General features: G+C 63.3%; 18 protein-coding genes. 1 reads left to right on the top strand and 17 read right to left on the bottom strand.

Annotation, left to right across the window (positions count from 1 at the left end):
* Nucleotides 1-160 precede the first annotated feature (160 nt).
* The 15 genes from Q0T48_RS13640 to Q0T48_RS13570 all read right to left on the bottom strand — a co-directional run bounded on the left by Q0T48_RS13640 (nucleotide 161) and on the right by Q0T48_RS13570 (nucleotide 15012).
* Complete coding sequence (locus tag Q0T48_RS13640) at nucleotides 161-1459, bottom strand: nitrate- and nitrite sensing domain-containing protein (RefSeq protein WP_295957161.1); 1299 nt, start codon at nucleotides 1457-1459, stop codon at nucleotides 161-163.
* A 5-nt stretch (nucleotides 1460-1464) separates the two neighbouring features.
* Nucleotides 1465-1800, bottom strand: coding sequence for a nitrite reductase small subunit NirD (nirD, locus tag Q0T48_RS13635; RefSeq protein WP_295957160.1), 336 nt, complete (start codon nucleotides 1798-1800; stop codon nucleotides 1465-1467).
* Between the two features lie 10 nt (nucleotides 1801-1810).
* Nucleotides 1811-4333 (bottom strand): nitrite reductase large subunit NirB, encoded by a 2523-nt coding sequence (gene nirB / locus Q0T48_RS13630; protein WP_295957159.1) that lies wholly within the window; start codon nucleotides 4331-4333, stop codon nucleotides 1811-1813.
* Nucleotides 4334-4783: 450 nt separating this feature from the next.
* On the bottom strand, nucleotides 4784-5566 hold the full coding sequence (hisF, locus tag Q0T48_RS13625; protein WP_295957158.1) for an imidazole glycerol phosphate synthase subunit HisF: 783 nt from the start codon (nucleotides 5564-5566) through the stop codon (nucleotides 4784-4786).
* 16 nt (nucleotides 5567-5582) lie between these two features.
* On the bottom strand, nucleotides 5583-6413 hold the full coding sequence (locus tag Q0T48_RS13620; RefSeq protein ID WP_295957157.1) for a D-hexose-6-phosphate mutarotase: 831 nt from the start codon (nucleotides 6411-6413) through the stop codon (nucleotides 5583-5585).
* Nucleotides 6406-7149, bottom strand: a complete 744-nt coding sequence (hisA, locus tag Q0T48_RS13615; RefSeq protein ID WP_295957156.1) for a 1-(5-phosphoribosyl)-5-[(5-phosphoribosylamino)methylideneamino]imidazole-4-carboxamide isomerase — start codon at nucleotides 7147-7149, stop codon at nucleotides 6406-6408. The genes Q0T48_RS13620 and hisA overlap by 8 nt, the downstream gene beginning before the upstream one ends.
* 30 nt (nucleotides 7150-7179) lie before the next feature.
* The gene (gene hisH / locus Q0T48_RS13610) at nucleotides 7180-7842 is read right to left on the bottom strand and encodes an imidazole glycerol phosphate synthase subunit HisH (protein WP_295957208.1); all 663 of its coding nucleotides are present in this window, start codon (nucleotides 7840-7842) and stop codon (nucleotides 7180-7182) included.
* Nucleotides 7843-7902: 60 nt separating this feature from the next.
* Nucleotides 7903-8502 carry an imidazoleglycerol-phosphate dehydratase HisB gene (hisB, locus tag Q0T48_RS13605; protein WP_295957155.1) on the bottom strand — a complete coding sequence of 200 codons (600 nt, stop codon included), beginning with the start codon at nucleotides 8500-8502 and terminating at the stop codon, nucleotides 7903-7905.
* Nucleotides 8499-9563, bottom strand: coding sequence for a histidinol-phosphate transaminase (gene hisC / locus Q0T48_RS13600; RefSeq protein WP_295957154.1), 1065 nt, complete (start codon nucleotides 9561-9563; stop codon nucleotides 8499-8501). The genes hisB and hisC overlap by 4 nt, the downstream gene beginning before the upstream one ends.
* Entirely contained in the window at nucleotides 9560-10528 is a 969-nt protein-coding gene (locus Q0T48_RS13595) for a bile acid:sodium symporter family protein (protein ID WP_295957153.1), read from the bottom strand. Before Q0T48_RS13595 ends, hisC begins: the two co-directional genes overlap by 4 nt.
* Nucleotides 10529-10620: 92 nt before the next feature.
* Nucleotides 10621-10923: a hypothetical protein gene (locus tag Q0T48_RS13590; RefSeq protein WP_295957152.1), complete on the bottom strand. Its 303-nt coding sequence runs from the start codon at nucleotides 10921-10923 to the stop codon at nucleotides 10621-10623.
* A 69-nt stretch (nucleotides 10924-10992) separates the two neighbouring features.
* Complete coding sequence (locus Q0T48_RS13585) at nucleotides 10993-11664, bottom strand: hypothetical protein (RefSeq protein WP_295957151.1); 672 nt, start codon at nucleotides 11662-11664, stop codon at nucleotides 10993-10995.
* Between the two features lies 1 nt (nucleotide 11665).
* Nucleotides 11666-13018, bottom strand: a complete 1353-nt coding sequence (locus tag Q0T48_RS13580) for an MBOAT family protein (protein WP_295957150.1) — start codon at nucleotides 13016-13018, stop codon at nucleotides 11666-11668.
* Nucleotides 13019-13222: 204 nt separating this feature from the next.
* Nucleotides 13223-14029, bottom strand: coding sequence for an NUDIX domain-containing protein (locus tag Q0T48_RS13575; protein ID WP_295957149.1), 807 nt, complete (start codon nucleotides 14027-14029; stop codon nucleotides 13223-13225).
* The gene (locus Q0T48_RS13570) at nucleotides 14026-15012 is read right to left on the bottom strand and encodes a quinone oxidoreductase (protein WP_295957148.1); all 987 of its coding nucleotides are present in this window, start codon (nucleotides 15010-15012) and stop codon (nucleotides 14026-14028) included. The genes Q0T48_RS13575 and Q0T48_RS13570 overlap by 4 nt, the downstream gene beginning before the upstream one ends.
* A 65-nt stretch (nucleotides 15013-15077) precedes the next feature.
* Between Q0T48_RS13570 and Q0T48_RS13565 the strand changes: the two genes are divergently transcribed.
* Nucleotides 15078-15977: a DMT family transporter gene (locus Q0T48_RS13565; RefSeq protein WP_295957147.1), complete on the top strand. Its 900-nt coding sequence runs from the start codon at nucleotides 15078-15080 to the stop codon at nucleotides 15975-15977.
* 65 nt (nucleotides 15978-16042) lie between these two features.
* Here Q0T48_RS13565 and Q0T48_RS13560 read toward each other — a convergent pair whose 3' ends face one another.
* Both Q0T48_RS13560 and Q0T48_RS13555 read right to left on the bottom strand, forming a co-directional pair.
* Nucleotides 16043-17020, bottom strand: coding sequence for a polysaccharide deacetylase family protein (locus Q0T48_RS13560; RefSeq protein ID WP_295957146.1), 978 nt, complete (start codon nucleotides 17018-17020; stop codon nucleotides 16043-16045).
* Entirely contained in the window at nucleotides 17013-18344 is a 1332-nt protein-coding gene (locus Q0T48_RS13555) for a putative O-glycosylation ligase, exosortase A system-associated (protein WP_295957145.1), read from the bottom strand. Before Q0T48_RS13555 ends, Q0T48_RS13560 begins: the two co-directional genes overlap by 8 nt.
* Between the last annotated feature and the right edge of the window lie 20 nt (nucleotides 18345-18364).

Below are 18364 nucleotides of genomic sequence, written 5' to 3'. Positions count from 1 at the left end.
GCAAACACAATGCTCTAGAGCCGCCTTTAGCCCAACAACGCGCTGACTACGCAAGTTTCGTACCGCGGGATTCCTTTGATTTCCCGCCATTTACGCATCTGCGGGCACCCATAAACGCCCAACAGGCCTCAACCCGGTGCACGCCAGGCACCAGCCTGGTTCAACCCGGAAGCTTGCCGCCCGCCTGCACAAACGCCAGGTTCGGCAGCGACAAAGTGGCCTCGGCCACTTCCAGCAGGCGGCGGTTCTGGTCCATCGAGGTTTTTTGCAGCACCCGAAAGGCCGCCTCCTCGTTCATGCCCAGCCGGGCCATCAGCACGCCCTTGGCGCGTTCAATCACCTTGCGCTCGTGCAGGGCACGGCGGGCGGCATCGAGCTCGGCTTCCATACTGGCCATGCGGGCGGACTGCGTTTGCAGCAGGTCGCGCAGTGCGGTGGATTCACTGGCGGGGCTGCCCGCGAGTTCGGGTGTGGCACTGGGTGGGGTGCCGGTGTCAAAGAACCGGTCTACCGCATGGGTGCGCTGCGGTGGGTTGTCGCGCAGGCGGCGCAGCAGGCCCTTGGAGTCCTGCAGGTCCTGCTGGGCCTCCAGAATGCGTGCCGCGCAGTCCTCGCGCAGGCTTTTGACCAGTGCCAACTGCAACTGCCACAGGGCGTTGATGCGCTCGGTGCACACCTCGAACCAAGGCTCGCTGAGCTTGCTGTCCAGCGCCGCGCCGGGCTTGGCAATGCACAGCGTGCGGCGCAGGCGCTCCAGTTGCGCAATGCCCGGCAGCAGTTGCTCCTGCTCCCAGCGGCTGCGCAATACAGGTTCAGCGAACTCGGCAAACACCTGCAGGCTGCGTTCCTGCGCGTCGATCAGGTGCACCACGCGCTGCTGCTGCGCCTCGTTGCCCAGACCCGATGCATACATCAGCGCACCCACGGCCCGCTCCTGCCCCGCCTCTTCCTGGGCCTGCACCAGGTGCAGCAAGGCCACCAGCAGGCGCGAGACGCTGGGCAGCCCGGCCACATCCGCCACGTGGAACACCAGTTCGACCAGCCCGGCGATCAAGTGGCTAAAAGCGGCCACGGCATCATGGGCCCCCATGGCCTGGCTCTCGATCTGGCTGCGCAGCGCCGCCAGCGCGTCCAGGCCCAGCAGGGCCCAGGCCATCAAGGACAGCGCTTTGGCGGTGGCACCCTGGGCGGGCTCCAGATGCTCGGCAAACACGGCACGCAACTGGGCTTCCAGCGGCTCCACCTCGCCCACAATTTTGCGGCGCATATCGGCAAAGCGCTGCGCCTGGGACGCGAGGTAGATGCTGGAGGCCCCGCGCTCGCGCTGCAGGCCCTGGATCAACTGGCCAATAGCATCCACCAGCTCGGCCCGGCTGGCCAGCTGGCGCACCGCGTCAATCTCCAGCTGCTTAGCGCGCAGCACCAGGCTAGAGACCGACAAGGCGGCGGCCAGCGGCATACGCTCTAGGCCAGGGCTACGCTGACGCGGCCTGCATCCACACGCACGCCGTGGGCGCGCACCGACTGCTCGGGCGTTTCCACACATTCGCCGGTGCGCAGGTCGAAGTGGTTTTTGTACAGCGGCGAGGCAACGACGATGCGATCGCCCAGGTTGCCCATCAGGCCGCGCGACAAGACACTGGCCCCGGATTTGGGGTCCACGTTGTCGATGGCGAAGAACTGGTCAGCCCCCAGGCGGAACACCGCCACGTGCCGGTTTTCTACCAGGGCGCACACGCCGGTGCTGGGCAGGATGTCATCGACCGCGCAGATGTCGGTCCAGGTTGGGGTGGTAGTCATGTCCGTGTCCTTATGCAGTTTCAACAGCTTGGGCGCGCTCTTCTGCGCTGGCGGGGCGAATCTGGCCGCGCTCTTCCACAAAGATCACGTGCTCGTCCTGCTTGTCGCTGTTCACGAAAGAGCGGAAACGCTTGCGGGTTTCGGGGTCGGTCACAGCGGTTTTCCACTCGCACTGGTAGGTGTCCACCACGTGCTGCATCTGCGCTTCCAGCTCGGCGCACAGGCCCAGGCTGTCTTTGATCAGTACGTCTTTCAGGTAGTCCAGGCCACCTTCGAGGTTTTCGCGCCAGGTGCTGGTGCGCTGCAGGCGGTCGGCGGTACGCACGTAGAACATCAGCACGCGGTCGATCATGCGCACCATGTCTTCTTTGGACATATCGGAGCCAAACAGCTCGGCGTGGCGTGGCTTCATGCCGCCGTTGCCGCAGATGTAGAGGTTCCAGCCTTTTTCGGTGGCGATGATGCCAATGTCCTTGCCCTGGGCTTCGGCGCATTCGCGGGTGCAGCCGGACACGCCAAACTTGATCTTGTGCGGGCTGCGCAGGCCCTTGTAGCGGTGCTCCAGCTCTACGGCCAGGCCCACGCTGTCGCCCACGCCGTAGCGGCACCAGGTGGAGCCCACGCAACTCTTCACCGTGCGCAGCGACTTGCCGTAAGCGTGGCCGGACTCGAAGCCTGCATCGATGAGTTCTTCCCAGATGGGCGGCAACTGCTCGACGCGTGCGCCGAACAGATCGACCCGCTGGCCGCCGGTGATCTTGGTGTACAGGCCGTATTTCTTGGCCACCTGGCCCACGGCGATCAGGCCATCCGGCGTGACCTCGCCACCCGACATGCGCGGCACCACCGAGTAGGTGCCGTCTTTCTGGATGTTGCCCAGGTAGTAGTCGTTGCTGTCCTGTAGGCCTGCCAGGTCTTTCTTGAGCACAAACTCGTTCCAGCAGGATGCCAGCACGCTGGCCGCCACCGGCTTGCAGATGTCGCAGCCCAGGCCGGTGCCGTGCTTGGCCATCAGCGCGTCAAAGCTCTTGATGTTGCCCACGCGCACCAGGTGGTAGATCTCTTGGCGGGAGTACGCAAAGTGCTCGCAGATATTGTTATTAACGGCCATGCCCAGACGGCCCATCTCGAACTTCATCACCTGGGTGACCAGGGGCACGCAGCCGCCGCAGGTGGCACCGGCCTTGGTGCAGGCCTTCATCTCGGCGATGGTGCAAGCGCCCTCGCCCACCGCCGCGCAGATGGCACCCTTGCTGACGTTGTTGCAGGAGCAGATTTGCGCCGCGTCGGGCAGGGCCTCCACGCCCAGGCCCGGCTTGGCCTTGCCGTCGCTGGACGGGAAGATCAAAAACTCGGGGTCGGCCGGCAGGGTGATGCCGTTCAGCGCCATTTGCAGCAGCGTGCCGTACTCGGTGGCATCGCCAATCAGCACCGCGCCCAGCAGTTGCTTGCCGTCTTCGCTGATGACGATCTTCTTGTAGATCTGGCGCAGCTCGTCCACGTACTGGCAGCTGCGGCTCTTGGGCGTGCGGCCATGGGCATCGCCAATGCTGGCCACGTCCACACCCATCAGCTTGAGCTTGGTGCTCATGTCGGCACCGACGAAGGCGGCATCTTTGTCACCCGCGATATGCCGGGCCACCACGCGGGCCATCTCGTAGCCGGGGGCCACCAGGCCAAACACCTGCTCGTTCCAGGAGGCGCATTCGCCAATCGCGTAGACGTTGTGGTCGCTGGTGCGGCAGGCGCTGTCGATCACCACACCACCGCGCGGGCCGATGGCCAGCACGCACTGGCGGGCTAGGTCGTCCCGCGGGCGGATACCGGCCGAGAACACGATCATGTCGGTTTCCAGGTGGGTGCCGTCGGCAAACACCATGCGGTGGCGGGCGCGGGCACCGTCGGTAATCTCCAGCGTGTTGCGGCCGGTGTGCACGGTCAGGCCCAGCTCTTCCACCTTGGCGCGCAGCACGCGGCCACCGCCTTCGTCCACCTGCACCGTCATCAGCCGCGGGGCAAATTCGACCACGTGGGCTTCCAGGCCCATGTCGCGCAGGGCCTTGGCGCACTCCAGACCCAGCAGGCCGCCGCCCACGACCACGCCGGTTTTCGACTTGGCACCCGAGGCCTGCATGGCCTCCAGGTCTTCGATGGTGCGGTAGACGTGGATGTGTTCGCGGTCACGCCCCGGCACCGGCGGCACAAAGGGGTTGGAGCCGGTGGCCAGCACCAGCTTGTCGTAGGGCAGCACTTCGCCGTCCAGGGTGGTGACGGTGTGGGCGATACGGTCTACCGAGGCAGCGCGGGCGGCCAGGCGCAGGCTGAAGCCGGTGCGCTCGAAAAAGCCGGGCTCGACCAGGGACAGGTCGTCGGCAGTTTTGCCGCTGAAAAATTCGGAGAGGTGTACGCGGTCGTACGCGGGGCGGGGCTCTTCGCAGAGCACCGTGACCTCGACATAGGTCATGCCGGTCTCGGCCAGGCTTTCAAGGAACTTGTGGCCCACCATGCCGTGGCCCACTAAAACTATTTTCATCATGTTGCTTATCCTGCAATTACCCGGGGCAAGCCGCAGCAAACAGGTACACCGCACCGCAGACACAGCCTAAGCCGTGGACATACGATGCAACGCACCCTCCGCGAAACCACGGGTGTGGGTTGGAACTACCTGGCGATGGGCCGTAAGAACAGGTTCTGGGGCCAAAGCTCGCTGGGGGGTTCCGCCTTCATTAGCGGAGGGGTCTATCACTCCGCAGGCAGCTTTACCTGCGGACACAGTGGATTAAGCAGTATCCATGCCAGGCATTTGGGCGTGGAAAGGCGGGAATACAGGCACTGAAATGCGTGGTTTGCGCGCGAATCCAGGGGCGATCTGCATCATCGCGGTGCTATGCGTCCCCAACTTGGGGCGCAGGGACGGAATGGCCCACGCTATTAAAAAATAGCTGCTTGCGCAAATAGTACCTGGGCTAGAGACCTATTTGGCTTAAGAAATACGCACCGGAATACCGCGCTCGGCCATGCGCGCCTTGGCCTGGGCCACGGTGTATTCGCCGTAGTGGAAGATGCTGGCGGCCAGTACTGCGTCGGCACCGCCCAGGCTCACGCCGTCGGCCAGGTGGTCGAGGTTGCCGACACCACCAGAGGCGATGACCGGCACGCTGATGGCATCGGCCACGGCGCGGGTCAGGGCCAGATCAAAACCGGACTTGGTGCCGTCGCGGTCCATGCTGGTCAGCAGTATTTCACCCGCGCCGCGCCGCGCCATCTCGGTGGCCCAGACCACGGCATCGAGGCCGGTATTCTTGCGGCCACCGTGGCTGTACACATCCCAGCCGGGGCCGCGGGTGGCGGCATCTTCGGCACTGCGGCGTTTGGCATCAATGGCCACCACGATAGCCTGCGCGCCGTACTTGGCGGACGCGGCCTCAATCACTTCGGGGTTGCTGATGGCAGCCGAGTTGAAGCTGACTTTGTCGGCCCCCGAATTCAGCAAGCGCCGCACGTCTTCCACAGTGCGCACGCCGCCACCCACGGTCAACGGGATGAAGACCTGCGAGGCCACGGCTTCGATGATGTGCAAGATCAGGTCGCGGCCATCGCTGGTAGCGGTGATGTCCAGAAAGGTCAGCTCGTCCGCACCCTGGTCGTTGTAGCGGGCGGCAATTTCCACCGGGTCGCCTGCGTCACGCAGCTCGACAAAGTTGATGCCTTTGACAACCCGGCCGCCGGTCACGTCCAGGCAGGGAATGATGCGTTTGGCCAGCATGGGGGTTTCCAAGAAATTAAAGTACGCTGATGCGCTGCCAGCCGGTCCACTGCGCGCCTGCCGCCAGGGTGATGGGCGTGTTGACCTGCGCGGCCTCGACGCAGACCATCTGCTGGTAACCCGCGTCGGGCATGTCGGCCATGGCGGCGCATTTGGTGGCACCGGGGTTCCAGACCACAGTGTCGGCCAGGGTGTCGCTTTGCACGATGCGCAGTTGCACTTCACCATCGACCAGCGTGAGCGGCTCGGGCGCGGCCTGGTAGACGCGGTCGACTTCGCCGTCAAACGTTACCCTACCGGGCTCCAGCCGATTCGTCTGGGCCACATCGTCCCAGTAGGGTTGGGCGGCCAGGCCTTGCAGTTGCAGCGTGGGCAGGTCGTGGACGCGCAGATAGGTGTGCAGCGCCAGCGCAAAGTCCAGCGGCTCGGGGCCGGTGTTGTCTACGGTAAAGGAAACTTGCAGCGTACCGGGCGCGATCTCGACGCGCAAGGTAGCGGTAAAGGCGTGTGGCCATATGGCCAGCGTGGCCGGGCTGGTGCGCAACTGCAACTCCAGCCCCTCGTCAGCGGGTACGGGGGTCCAGGCGGACGTGCGGGCAAAGCCGTGCTTGGGCAGACTGCCGCGCATGTTGAACTGCGGAAAGCACAGCGGCACACCACCGCGCAGGGCGGTATGGCCGTCAAAAATAGCTTGGGGACTGAGGTACAGGCGCTCTTCCCCGCCGCTGGTCCACGACAGGATGTGCGCGCCGTGCAATGCGACCAGCACCGTGTCACCACAGGCGTGGTGCAAGCGCAGGCAGGGTTGGTTCTGGAAGAGTTCGGGGCTGACGTGCAACTCAGACATCGCCGTAGTTGTCGGCGCGCTCCTGGGCCGAGGTGAAATCGAGGTCGCCGGTGTAGATGGCACGGCCGCAGATTACACCTTCGATGCCTTCGTCTTCCACATCCAGCAGGCGCTCGATGTCGGTGATGTTGCTCAGGCCGCCCGAGGCGATCACAGGGGTGTGCAGGGCCTGGGCCAAGCGTACCGTGGCTTCGATGTTGATGCCCGACAGCATGCCGTCGCGGCCAATGTCGGTGTAGATGAAGGATTCCACGCCGTAGTCCTGGAACTTCTTGGCCAAATCGACCACCTCGTGGCCGGTAAGCTTGCTCCACCCATCGGTAGCGACCTTACCGTCCCTGGCATCCAGGCCCACGATGATGTGGCCACCAAAGGCGGTGCACGCATCTTGCAAAAAGCCGGGGTTTTTGACCGCTGCGGTGCCGATGATGACGTAGCGCAGGCCCGCGTCGAGGTAGCGCTCGATGGTGTCCAGGTCGCGGATGCCGCCGCCGAGTTGCACGTCGATCTCTCCGCCCACCTCTTTGAGAATCTTACGGATGGCCATTTCGTTCTTGGGCTTGCCCGCAAACGCGCCGTTCAGGTCCACCAGATGCAGCCGCCGTGCGCCCTTGTCGACCCAGCTACGGGCCATGGCGGCGGGATCTTCGCCAAAGGTGGTGGATTGGTCCATGTCGCCTTGTTTGAGGCGTACACAGTGGCCGTCTTTCAGATCTATCGCAGGAATGAGAAGCATGGTGCCGTTAACAGCGGGTTGGTAAAAGAATTAAGGAGACCAGTGGAGGAAGTTGCGGTACAGGGCCAGGCCATGTTCAGCGCTCTTCTCTGGATGGAATTGTGTCGCAAAAATATTATCACGTGCAATGGCTGCGCTAAACGCTGCGCCGTACTCCGTCAAGCCCGCGCTGTGGCGTGCATCCGACGGATCGGCGTAAAAACTGTGCACGAAGTAGAAGTAGCTGTTGTCGGGCACCTCGCCCCACACCGGGTGGCGCTGGCCGCCATGGACTTGCTGGCGCACCTGGTTCCAGCCCATTTGCGGCACCTTGAAGCGGCTGCCGTCGGCTTGCAGGCGGCCCGCCAGGTCGAAACGGCGTACGGTGCCGGGGATCAGGCCCAGGCCGGGCGTGTCCTGCTCTTCGCTGTGGTCCAGCAGCATCTGCATCCCCACGCACACGCCCATCAGCGGCTTGTTGCGGGCGGCATCCAGCACGGCTTCTTTCAAGCCTGAATCGTGCAACTCGCGCATGCAGTCGCGCATGGCACCCTGGCCGGGCAGCACCACGCGCTCGGCGGCGAACACGTCTTCGGGGCGGGAGGTGACCACCACGGTGTAGCCGCTGGCAGCCGCCACGTGCATCACAGCTTGCGATACCGAGAACAGATTGCCCATGCCGTAGTCCACCACGGCGACCGTTTTATTTGCTATCAATTTAGTAGCTGCTTGCGCAGGTTTTATATGCGGTAGAGACCGATTTTACTTAAAACTTTACAGGCTGCCCTTGGTCGATGGGATCATGCCCACCGAGCGCGGGTCCAGCTCCAGCGCGGAGCGCAAGGCGCGGGCAAAGGCCTTGAACACGGTTTCGGCCTGGTGGTGGGCGTTCACGCCTTTCAGGTTATCGATGTGCAGGGTGACAAACGCATGGTTGGCAAAGCCCTGGAAGAATTCGTAGGTCAGCTGGCTGTCGAAGCCGCCGATCATGCCGCTGGTGAAGGGCACGTGCATTTCCAGGCCGGGGCGGCCCGAAAAGTCGATCACCACGCGGCTCAGCGCCTCGTCCAGCGGCACGTAGGCGTGGCCGTAGCGGCGGATGCCTTTTTTGTCGCCCACGGCCTTGTGCACGGCCTGGCCCAGGGTGATGCCCACGTCTTCCACGGTGTGGTGGCCGTCGATGTGCAGGTCGCCCACGCAATGGATGTCCAGGTCGATCAGGCCGTGGCGGGCGATCTGGTCCAGCATGTGGTCGAAGAAGCCGATGCCAGTGTGCAGCGTGGACTTGCCGGTGCCGTCCAGGTTGAGCTTGACGGTAATTTTGGTTTCGGCCGTGTTGCGGCTGACTTCGGCGGTGCGTTGGATCGTGGTCATATCGTGGTTTGGAAGGCGGCCAGCATGCGCAGATTTTCTTCGGCGGTGCCGATGGTGATGCGCACGCAATTGAGCAGCAAGGGATGCATTTTAGAAACGTTCTTGACCAGCACGCCCTGGGCCTTCATGCCGTCGAAGGTTTTTGCGGCATCGGGCACCCGCACCAGCAGCATATTTGCGTCGCTGGGCCAGACTTTCACGCCCGGAAAAACCCCCAATGCTACGGAAATAATAGCACGCTGCGTACGTATCTCCTGCGCCTGGGCTGCAAACACCTCTAAATGCGCTAGGGCGAACAGCGCGCACTCGCAGTTCAGCACGCTGACGTTGTAGGGCGGGCGCACCTTGTCGATTTCGGCCACCAACGCCTGCGGGCCGATCAAATAGCCCAGGCGGACCCCGGCCAGGCCGAACTTGCTCAGCGTGCGCATCAGCAGCACATGGGGGTGCCGCGTGAGCCTGTCAAGGTAGGTTTTGCTGGAAAACGGCTGGTAGGCCTCGTCGATCACCACCAGGCCGGGCGCGGCTTCAATGATCTGCTCAATGGCTGCGTCATCCCACAGATTCGCCGTGGGGTTGTTCGGGTAGGCCAGGTAGACAATAGCAGGCTGGTGCTGGGCAATGGCCACCAGCATGGCGGGTGTGTCCAGCTCGAAGTCGGCGGTCAGCGGCACGCCCACAAAGTCCAAGCCCAGCAACTGCGCGGCCATGCCATACATCACAAAGCCGGGCACCGGGGCCAGCACCGTGGCACCCGGGCGGTTGCAGGCGATGGCCAGCAGGTTGATGATTTCGTCCGAGCCGTTGCCCAAAATCAGGCCGTAGCCCGCAGGCAGGCCGGTGTGGGCGGCCAGCACCTGGCGCAAGAAGTCCACCCGGCCATCGGGGTAGCGGTTCAGCGCGACCTCGCCCAGGCATTGGCCCAACTCGGCCTGCAGGGCGATTGGTAAGCGGTGCGGGTTCTCCATCGCGTCCAGCTTGACCATGCCGGTGGCATCCTGCACGACGTAAGCGTTTATGGCCCGAACATCGGGGCGGAGGGTGTCTAAAGGGTTTCTCATGGGGCTCGTTTTGCGTAGCGTTGTGCCAGCACGGCACAGACCATCAACTGGATCTGGTGGAAGATCATCAAGGGCAGCAGCATCACGCCCACGGTGTGCGCGGCAAACAGCACCTTGGCCATAGGCACGCCGCTGGCTAGGCTCTTTTTGGAGCCGCAGAAGACGATGGTGACCTCGTCCTCTTTGGAGAATCCAAACAAGCGGCTGCCCCAGGTGGTCATGGTCAGCGCCAGGGCCAGCAACAGACAGCAGGCGGCCACCAAGCCCAGCAGAATCGGCAGCGGCACCTGCTTCCACAGCCCTTCGATCACGGCCGCGCTGAACGCGGTGTAGACCACCAGCAAGATCGAGCCCTGGTCGACAAACTTCAGCCCGGCGGCGTGCTTTTTCACGAAGCCGCCAATCCAGGGCTGCAGCAGTTGCCCGGCCGCAAACGGCAGCATCAGCTGCAGCATGATGCGGCCCACCGCCTCCAGCTCGCCCGAGCCCGACACCCCGCCCGGCACCACCAGCCAGCCCACCAGCAGCGGCGTGATAAACACCCCGATCAGGCTAGAGGCCGAGGCACTGCACACGGCCGCCGACACATTGCCCCGCGCCATGGCGGTGAACGCAATGGCCGACTGCACCGTGGCGGGCAAAGTGCATAAAAACAGCATACCCACCGCCAGATCAGGGGTGAGCACAGCAGAAAACAACGGCTTGAGCAACAGGCCCAAAATGGGAAACAGCGCAAACGAGCAAGCCAATACCAGCAAATGCAGCCGCCAGTGGCTCAAGCCCGCCACCACCGCCGCCCGCGACAGCTTGGCCCCGTGCAGAAAGAACAGTAGCGCAATGGCTGCTGTGGTCAGCCTCTCGAAAAACTGCGCCGTAATGCCCTGCGCAGGCCACAGGCTGGCCAGGGTGACGGTGGCCAGCAGGGCCAAGGTGAAGTTGTCGGGGAGGAAGCGGGGTCGTTGCATGGGTATGGAAGCCTGATTGCTACTTTTTATATAGCTGCAGGCGCAGGTTAAATATGCGATAGGGACTTATTTTATGTGGAACAGGTCCTGGCTCAGTCCAACCGCCGAGCCGCCGCCGACATCACCATCTGAACGCCTAGCGCATTTAGATGGTGGTCATAGGGACCGACTTCCAGCCCCAAGCCAGACTGGGCCGTATGCACGGCATACACAGGCTCCAAATCAATGACCTCCGCACCGTGGGAGCGCAGCCGGGCAATCGTGGTTTGCCGTTCTATATCTGACAACGTCGGCGCAGCATGGGAAGGTACGCGGCGACCATCCACCACAAACAGCAAGCGGCCCCGCAGATACGGCGCCGCTTCAGCAAAGAAACCATCCACCACGGCGGCCACTACCATCTCCGAACGCTGACGCGCAGCAGAGCCAGCTCGTAGATCGGCATCGGGCGCGGGTGGCGACGGCTACGATGCCGAGGACGGCAGGATGCTGTGGACCAATTGGGCCGGATTCAGCTTCAGCTGTCCAAAAACATACTGCGCCAACGCACTGTGGCGGGCCCAGCGCTTGAGGGTGGGCGGCGGTGGCAAACGCTTGATGCGCGGCAACAGGGTCTGCGGGTCCAGGCAGCGGCTGTGCACATTGCCAGAACCGCACAGAGACTGGCGTACATCGCCCGCCTCCATCCAGACTACAAAATCGACCACTTTCAGCGTCTGGCTGGCCCAGCGTATGCGCTGGGCATAGTCGAGCAAGGCCGTTCCCGGACTACCCAGCGCATACACCGGACGGGGCGTGCGCAGCAGCGATGCCAGTTGGGTCGCAGGCCGGTCCTGCGAGCGCAGCATGCTGGCTTCGACATAGCTGTCGCCCACCAGTGCCAGCGCAGCGACATCGGGCACAAAGTCGATATCGCTGGCGAATCCTTGGGGATTGCTGCGCAGATTTTGGGGATTGCGCAGATCCCAGCCGGTGGAGGCGGTCCAGTAGTGATCGGGCGGGTAGACCAGCAAATCCGGATCGCCGTAATAGCCTGTCATGGTCGCGGTCGATACCGGCAGCAGGCGCATCAGCGCTTCTCCGGCCAACAACGTAGCGCACAGACTGGCAGCGACAATACAAAGGCTACGCAACATATCAAAAATTGAAGTAGATAAAGGCGCTGGCGGCATCGCGCGTGCTGTTCACCAGCACCAGAAACAAGGCCGACAGCATGGCCGCGGCCCCCAGGGCTACACGGCCATCGGGCGACCGGAGGCACCAGCTGTGCACGCGCTCACCAACCTGGTTACTGTTGGGCAAGACCAGCGCCGCCAGGCCCAGGGCCGCACACCAACCGGCCCCCACAGACACCTGCAAACCCGCATTCCACAGCAGCGGATGGATGCCACCAGCACCCGGCATGCCATCGGCCATGGCGTGCAGCATACGCAAGGCACCGTCGATGCTGGTAGCCCGGAAAAAAACCCAGGCCACCAGTACGGCCAGCAAGGTCAGCACCCAAGACAGCAGCCCAAACGAGCGGCTGGCATGCAGCCGCTCGCCCCAACCCCAACGGATGCACACCGCCCGAAAGCCATGGTTGAGCATCAAATAACTGCCATGCAACGCCCCCCACAGCACAAAAGACCAGTTGGCCCCATGCCATAGCCCACCCAGCACCATGGTGACCGCCAGATTCACATAGCGCAGCAGTGCCCCCTTACGGCTGCCGCCCAGCGGCACGTACAGGTAATCGCGCAAAAAGGTGGACAAGGAGATATGCCAGCGGCGCCAAAAGTCGCTGATGCTGCGTGCCTTATAGGGGGAGTTGAAGTTGTAGGGCAGCCGGATGTTGAACATCCACGACAAGCCGATGGCCATATCGGAATAGCCCGAAAAATCAAAATACAGCTGCAGTGCGTAGGCGCATGCCCCCAGCCAGGCCTCGGTGCCAGTGGGGAGCAGGCCACTGTCGGCCCCCAGAAACACCGCATCGGCATACGGCGACACACCATCGGCCAACACCACCTTCTTCAGTAAACCGATGCAGAAGATCGCCAGCCCCGCAGCAAAATGGCCGCCCTGGAAACGGTAGACGGATGGGCTGGCAAACTGCGGCATCATCTGCGCATGGTGCAAGATGGGGCCGGCCACCAAGTGCGGGAAGTAGGTCACAAACAAACCGTAATGGATAGGCCGCACTTCATGGACCTTGCCCTGCCACGCATCTACCAGAAAGGCGATCTGGGTGAAGGTGTAGAAAGAAATGCCAATCGGCAACGTGATATGGGCCATATGCCACGACAAACTCAGCACTTTGTCCAGGTTGTCGACAAAGAAATTGGCATATTTGAAGTACGACAGCAGCCCCAGATTGACCACGATGCCCAGCACCAGCCATACCGCCGGGGCCGTCCGCTGCGCCTGCTGGCGGGCGCGGGAGATGCACAGGCCCACACTAAAGTTAAAAACCACCGAACCCAGCAGCAGCAGGGTAAAAGCGGGCATCCAATAGCCATAAAAAAACACCGATGCTCCAAACAGCCACAATGCCGCCCCCGTTGTAGAGCGCCGTCCCAAGGCAAAAAATCCAAGCAGGACAATCGGCAAAAAAGCACCGACAAAGATGGCTGTGGTGAAAAGCATATGGACAGGTCAAGAGCCCCAATCGGGCGCGAGCCAGTATCGCAGCTTTGCCTGCGGTGCCGCCCGCTAGCCCAGCCCCAGATAGCCCGCCAGTATCAGCGCCGCATCGTCGGTAAAAGCACCCTCCTCCAACTGCTGGACCAGTAATGCCGGGGTCAGCAAGGCAAAGCCCTGCACCTCGCCGTCCTGGTTCTGCGGTTCCAGGCCTGCGGGCAGGGTGCAGGCATACCAATGGATGTGCTCCACCACGTAGCCCGCGCCGCCGCTGTCGGTACTGGGACGGCGGGTGGTCAACTGGCCGCCGGGGCGCAAAGCCTGCAGTGTGGGCAGGCGCAGACCGGCCTCCTCCCAAGTTTCACGCTCCAGCGCGGTGTCCAGGTTGTCGGCGGCGGACACCATGCCGCCGACCAAGGTGTCCCACAGGCCAGGGTCGTTGGGCTTGGTCAGGGCGCGCTGCTGTACCCACACGCGGCCATCGGGCGCAGCCCCGACCAGGTGCACGGCGTGGGTGGTAATGCCCAAGGCGCGGACCACGGCGCGCTCCACGGTGGCGAAGGCCTGGCCCTCGGCATCGGACACGGCCAGTTGCTCGTCGCGCCAGGCGGCGGCCAGGCCCGCGTCGCGCAGGGCATGGGCCAGGTGCGCCAGGCTGTTGGTTGGGTCACCCTGAAGTTGCCAACCTGCCTTGCCGTTTTGCTCTATTTTCAAGAGCAACCGGTGCAGGTAGGGTATACGCTGGAGCTCTATTTTCCTTATAAATTCCGGCTCCACCGAACCGACCTGCGCCCTACCCGCCCACAGCGGCGCACGCGGGCGCAGCGGTGGCTGGTCGGCATCGGCGCGCAGCTGGGCTAACCAGGGCGGCACACTCATAACGTGAGGATGGTGCAGCCGGTGGTTTTGCGGGCTTCCAGGTCGCGGTGGGCCTGTTGCACATCGGCCAGAACGTAGCGTTGGCCGATGTGGATCTGCACCTGGCCACTGGCCACCACCGCAAACAGGTCGTCGGCCATGGCCTGGGTGCTCTCGCGGGTGGTGATGTGGCTGAACAGGGTGGCACGAGTCAGGTACAGCGAGCCCTTGGCACCGAGGATGCCGGGGGCGAACGGCGCCACCGGGCCGGACGCATTGCCAAACGATGCCAGCAGGCCGAACGGGCGCAGACAGTCCAGCGACTTCTCAAAGGTGTCTTTGCCCACCGAGTCGTAAACCACTTTGACGCCTTTGCCGCCGGTGATTTCCTTGACCCGGGCGACAAAGTCTTCTGCTGCGTAATTGATAGCGTATGCCACCCCATTGGCCAGTGCCAGGGCACATTTTTCTGCCGAGCCTGCGGTGCCGATGAGCTGCAGGCCCAGGGCCTTGGCCCATTGGCTGGCGATCAGGCCCACGCCCCCGGCGGCGGCGTGGAACAGCACAAAGTCGCCGGGCTGCAGGCCGCCCTGGGGCAGGGTTTTCTTCAGCAGGTACTGCGCGGTCAGGCCCTTGAGCATCATGGCTGCGCCGGTCTCAAAGCTGATGGCGTCGGGCAGCTTGCAGACGCAGGTGGCGGGCATCACACGGCGCTCGCAATAACTGCCGGGCGGGTTGCTGGCATAGGCGGCGCGGTCGCCTACCTGCAGATGGGCTACGCCCTCGCCCACCGCCTCGACCACCCCGGCGGCTTCCATGCCCAGCTGCACCGGCAGGGTCTGCGGGTACAGGCCGCTGCGTTGGTACACGTCGATGAAGTTCAGGCCGATAGCATGGTGGCGGATGCGGATCTGACCTGGGCCGGGCTCGCCCACATCGACTTCGGTGAGGGTCAAAACTTCGGGGCCACCGTGCTGGTGGATCTGGATGGCTTGGCTGCGCATAGGGAAAAGCTCCTGAAATGGGTTCGGCACGATGGTGCCATGAAAGCCCGGGTAAAGTGCGCGGCATGCAAGAACGCCTTACTTTTCGAACGGCCCTGCTGCTGGCCTTTGGGCCGCTGATGTGGGCAGGCAATGCGGTGGTGGGCCGGGTGGTGCACACCCTGGTGCCGCCGGTCACGCTGAACTTTCTGCGCTGGACGCTGGCGTTTGCGATTCTGCTGCCGCTGGGCGGCTGGATATTCAAGCGCGGCCGCGGGCTGTGGTCGCACTGGCGGCGGTTTGCGCTGCTGGGGTTGCTGGGCGTGGGCCTGTACAACGCGCTGCAGTACATGGCGCTGCAGACCTCCAGCCCGATCAACGTGACCCTGGTGGGGGCCAGCCTGCCGATGTGCATGCTGGCTGTGGGTGCCCTGTTTTTTGGGGCCCAGGTGTCACGTCCGCAGGTGCTGGGCGCGCTGCTGTCGCTGGCCGGGGTACTGCTGGTGCTGGGCCGGGGCGAGTGGCAGCAACTGCTGGCGCTGCGCCTGGTCCCGGGCGATATCTTCATGCTGCTGGCCACGGTGGCGTTTGCGTTTTACAGCTGGCTACTGACCCAGCCCAAAGACCCGCCCGCCATCCGTGCCGACTGGGCGGCATTTTTGCTGGCACAAATCAGCTTCGGCCTGCTGTGGTCGGGAAGCATGACGGCTGTGGAATGGAGCCTGGGTGCAGCCCCCATCCAGTGGAGCTGGACGCTGGCCGCCGCCCTGGTGTTTGTAGCTGTGGGCCCCGCGGTGCTGGCCTACCGCGCCTGGGGCGAAGGCATGCAGCGCGTGGGGCCAAACGTGGCCGGGGTGTTCATCAACCTGACCCCGCTGTTTGCCACCGTGATGTCCTCCGCTTTTCTGGGCGAGTGGCCGCACCCGTACCACGGGCTGGCGTTTGGGCTGATCGTGGGCGGGATTCTGGTGTCGGCGCGGCGCTGATCAAAACGCTATATATTCAATAGCTGCTTGTGCTGACTTCGTCAGCACACAAGGCCTAAAAAGCATCAGGTTTTCCAGAGGTTGCCAGCAAACCTTGCGCCGAAGCGCAGCTTGCTGCGGTCCCAGGGCGTGAAGCGCGGGATCTGGAACACATCAGTACCCGCGCGCGACGCACCCCAGGTGGTGGATACGGCGGCGTCAAAGCCCAGGTCGCGCACGATTTGCACGCTCTCGGGCGAATAGTCGGTGCCGGGCTTGCCATTGGGGTAAGCAAACAGGCCGACACGCTCGCCCAGTAGCTGCTCCAGGCGCACACGGCTCTCATGAATCTCGGCCCGGGCGGCATCGGCGCTGAGGGTGGCCAGGATGGGGTGGGTGCGGGTGTGGGCACCGATCTGCATGCCCGCCTGGCGCATTTCGCGCACCTGCTGCGAGGTCATCATCAGGTCGGTGGGCGGCTGCACCTCGGCGCAGTCGGCAATGTGCGTGGTCAGAGCGTGGCGCTGGGCCACGGGCAGGTATTTGATCTGGCCGATGATGGCCCCGATGGCGCTGCGCTTGTCGGCAGGGCTGGCGATGGTGTGCAGGCCCAGGTCACCACTGCTGCCACCGTTGCCATCGGGCTTGGCGATGCTGCGCAGATCCAGCTGGGCCGCACGGCAGCCGCGCACCGACTCGATCACGGTGTCGTTCCACATGCGGCCGCCGTCCAGAAAGTCGGTGGCGATGAAGAAGGTGGCGGGTAGCCCGTGGCGCGCCAGGATGGGCTGGGCCTGGGTGCGGTTGTCGGCGTAGCCGTCGTCAAAGGTGATGGCCACGGCCCGCTCGGGCAGGTTGCCGTCTTGCAACTGCCGGGTGGCCAGGTCCAAGGGCAGCACATTGCACCAGGATTTCATCCACTGGCAGATGGCATCGAAGGTGTGCGCATCCACCTCGCCGGGGAAGATCGGGTCGGGCTGGGGCAGCACGCGGTGGAAGATGAGCACCGACAGCCGGCCCCGCGCACCCGCAGGCGACAGGGGCTTGAGTAGCGTTTTAAACATAGCGTTTGATCGGCACTGCAGGCAGTGGCAGAACGGGCCGCGCCAAGCCGGGGATGTTCTTCCAGCCGGGCACATAAGTGGGTTCGCGCAACCAGCCTTTGGTTTGCACCCACACGCGGGTCAAGATCACCATCACCATGACGTTGTAGGGCAAATCGAAGTACGCTAGGCTGAGGAAGGCACCGCCGACTGCATAGCCGATCAGGCAAACCTGGCACATGGCCCCCATATCAACGCACCACGCGGCCTCAGGGATTTTGGCGCATTGGGTGCGCAGCCAGCCCGCCGAACGCCAAGTGGATATCCAAATACATAAAAACACGAACAAACCAATAAAACCGTGGTTACCCAACACCTGGAAGTAAATGCTGTGCGCGGCATGAACCGCGTCAGGGTACGGCGAAAACCTGGCAAACAGCTCGGGCCGGGCGGCATTGAAACCCACACCCAGCGGATAGTGAAAGGCAATATTCCAGGCATTCCACCAGGCGGAAATACGACCCATGGAAGACTCATCCTCCTGGTACTCACCAATACTGGACATCCGGCCCATCCAGGCATCGGGCATGAAAGCAATCAGCAGCGGTACGGCTAGTAGCAGCACCGTGCCCACGACCAGTTTGTTCTTGCCGTTCCACCACAAAAAAAGCGTCATGGCGCTGATGCCCAACAGTGCGCCCCGTGAATAGCTCCCCAAAGAGGCCACTGCGCACAGCAGCATGGTGAGGCTCATGGCGTGCCGCCCCCAGCGGTTGGTGAGCTGTAGCTGCAAGAAACGGAGCAAAGGAATCGCCATCACCAGGGACAGAGCAAACTCGTTGTTGTCCTCAATGAAAGAACCGGGCGGGCCCCAGACCCGGAAGTTGCCGCCGGTCATCAGCGTGAACAACCCGCCTTTGGCGCCCAGCAGAGCCAGGGAACCGGCCGAAACCCAGGTCAGGGCCAAAATATGTTTCTTGCTGTGCAGCAGCGCCAAGGCGACCAGAATCATGGCATCCACCTTCATGACCTTGTTCCACTGCCAGTAGTCTTCGCTGGGGTCTAGCCCAAACGCCGTAGACAAGGAGATCCACACCATGAAGACCACAAACAGGATGACCGCCGTGCTCTTGAACGGTGAGCTGCGCTCTTTGGTCATCAACAAACCGAGAATGGTCGCCCCGAAGGCGATGGCGGCCACTGGCGCATCGTAAGCAAAACCGAATGAGTAGCGGTGTGGGTTCATGATGCTCAACCAAGTCCACAGCATGATGCCGATCCAGGGTCGCTTCAGTGCGGCGAACGCGCCAGCAAACACGATCGACATGATCAGCAAGTCACGCATGGGAGAGCCTACCTGGGTAA

The organism is Rhodoferax sp. (assembly GCF_025354435.1).
Taxonomy (GTDB): domain Bacteria; phylum Pseudomonadota; class Gammaproteobacteria; order Burkholderiales; family Burkholderiaceae_C; genus Rhodoferax_B.
Note: the sequence above shows the minus strand (reverse complement) of the source record. Positions and strands in the feature narration are given on the sequence as shown.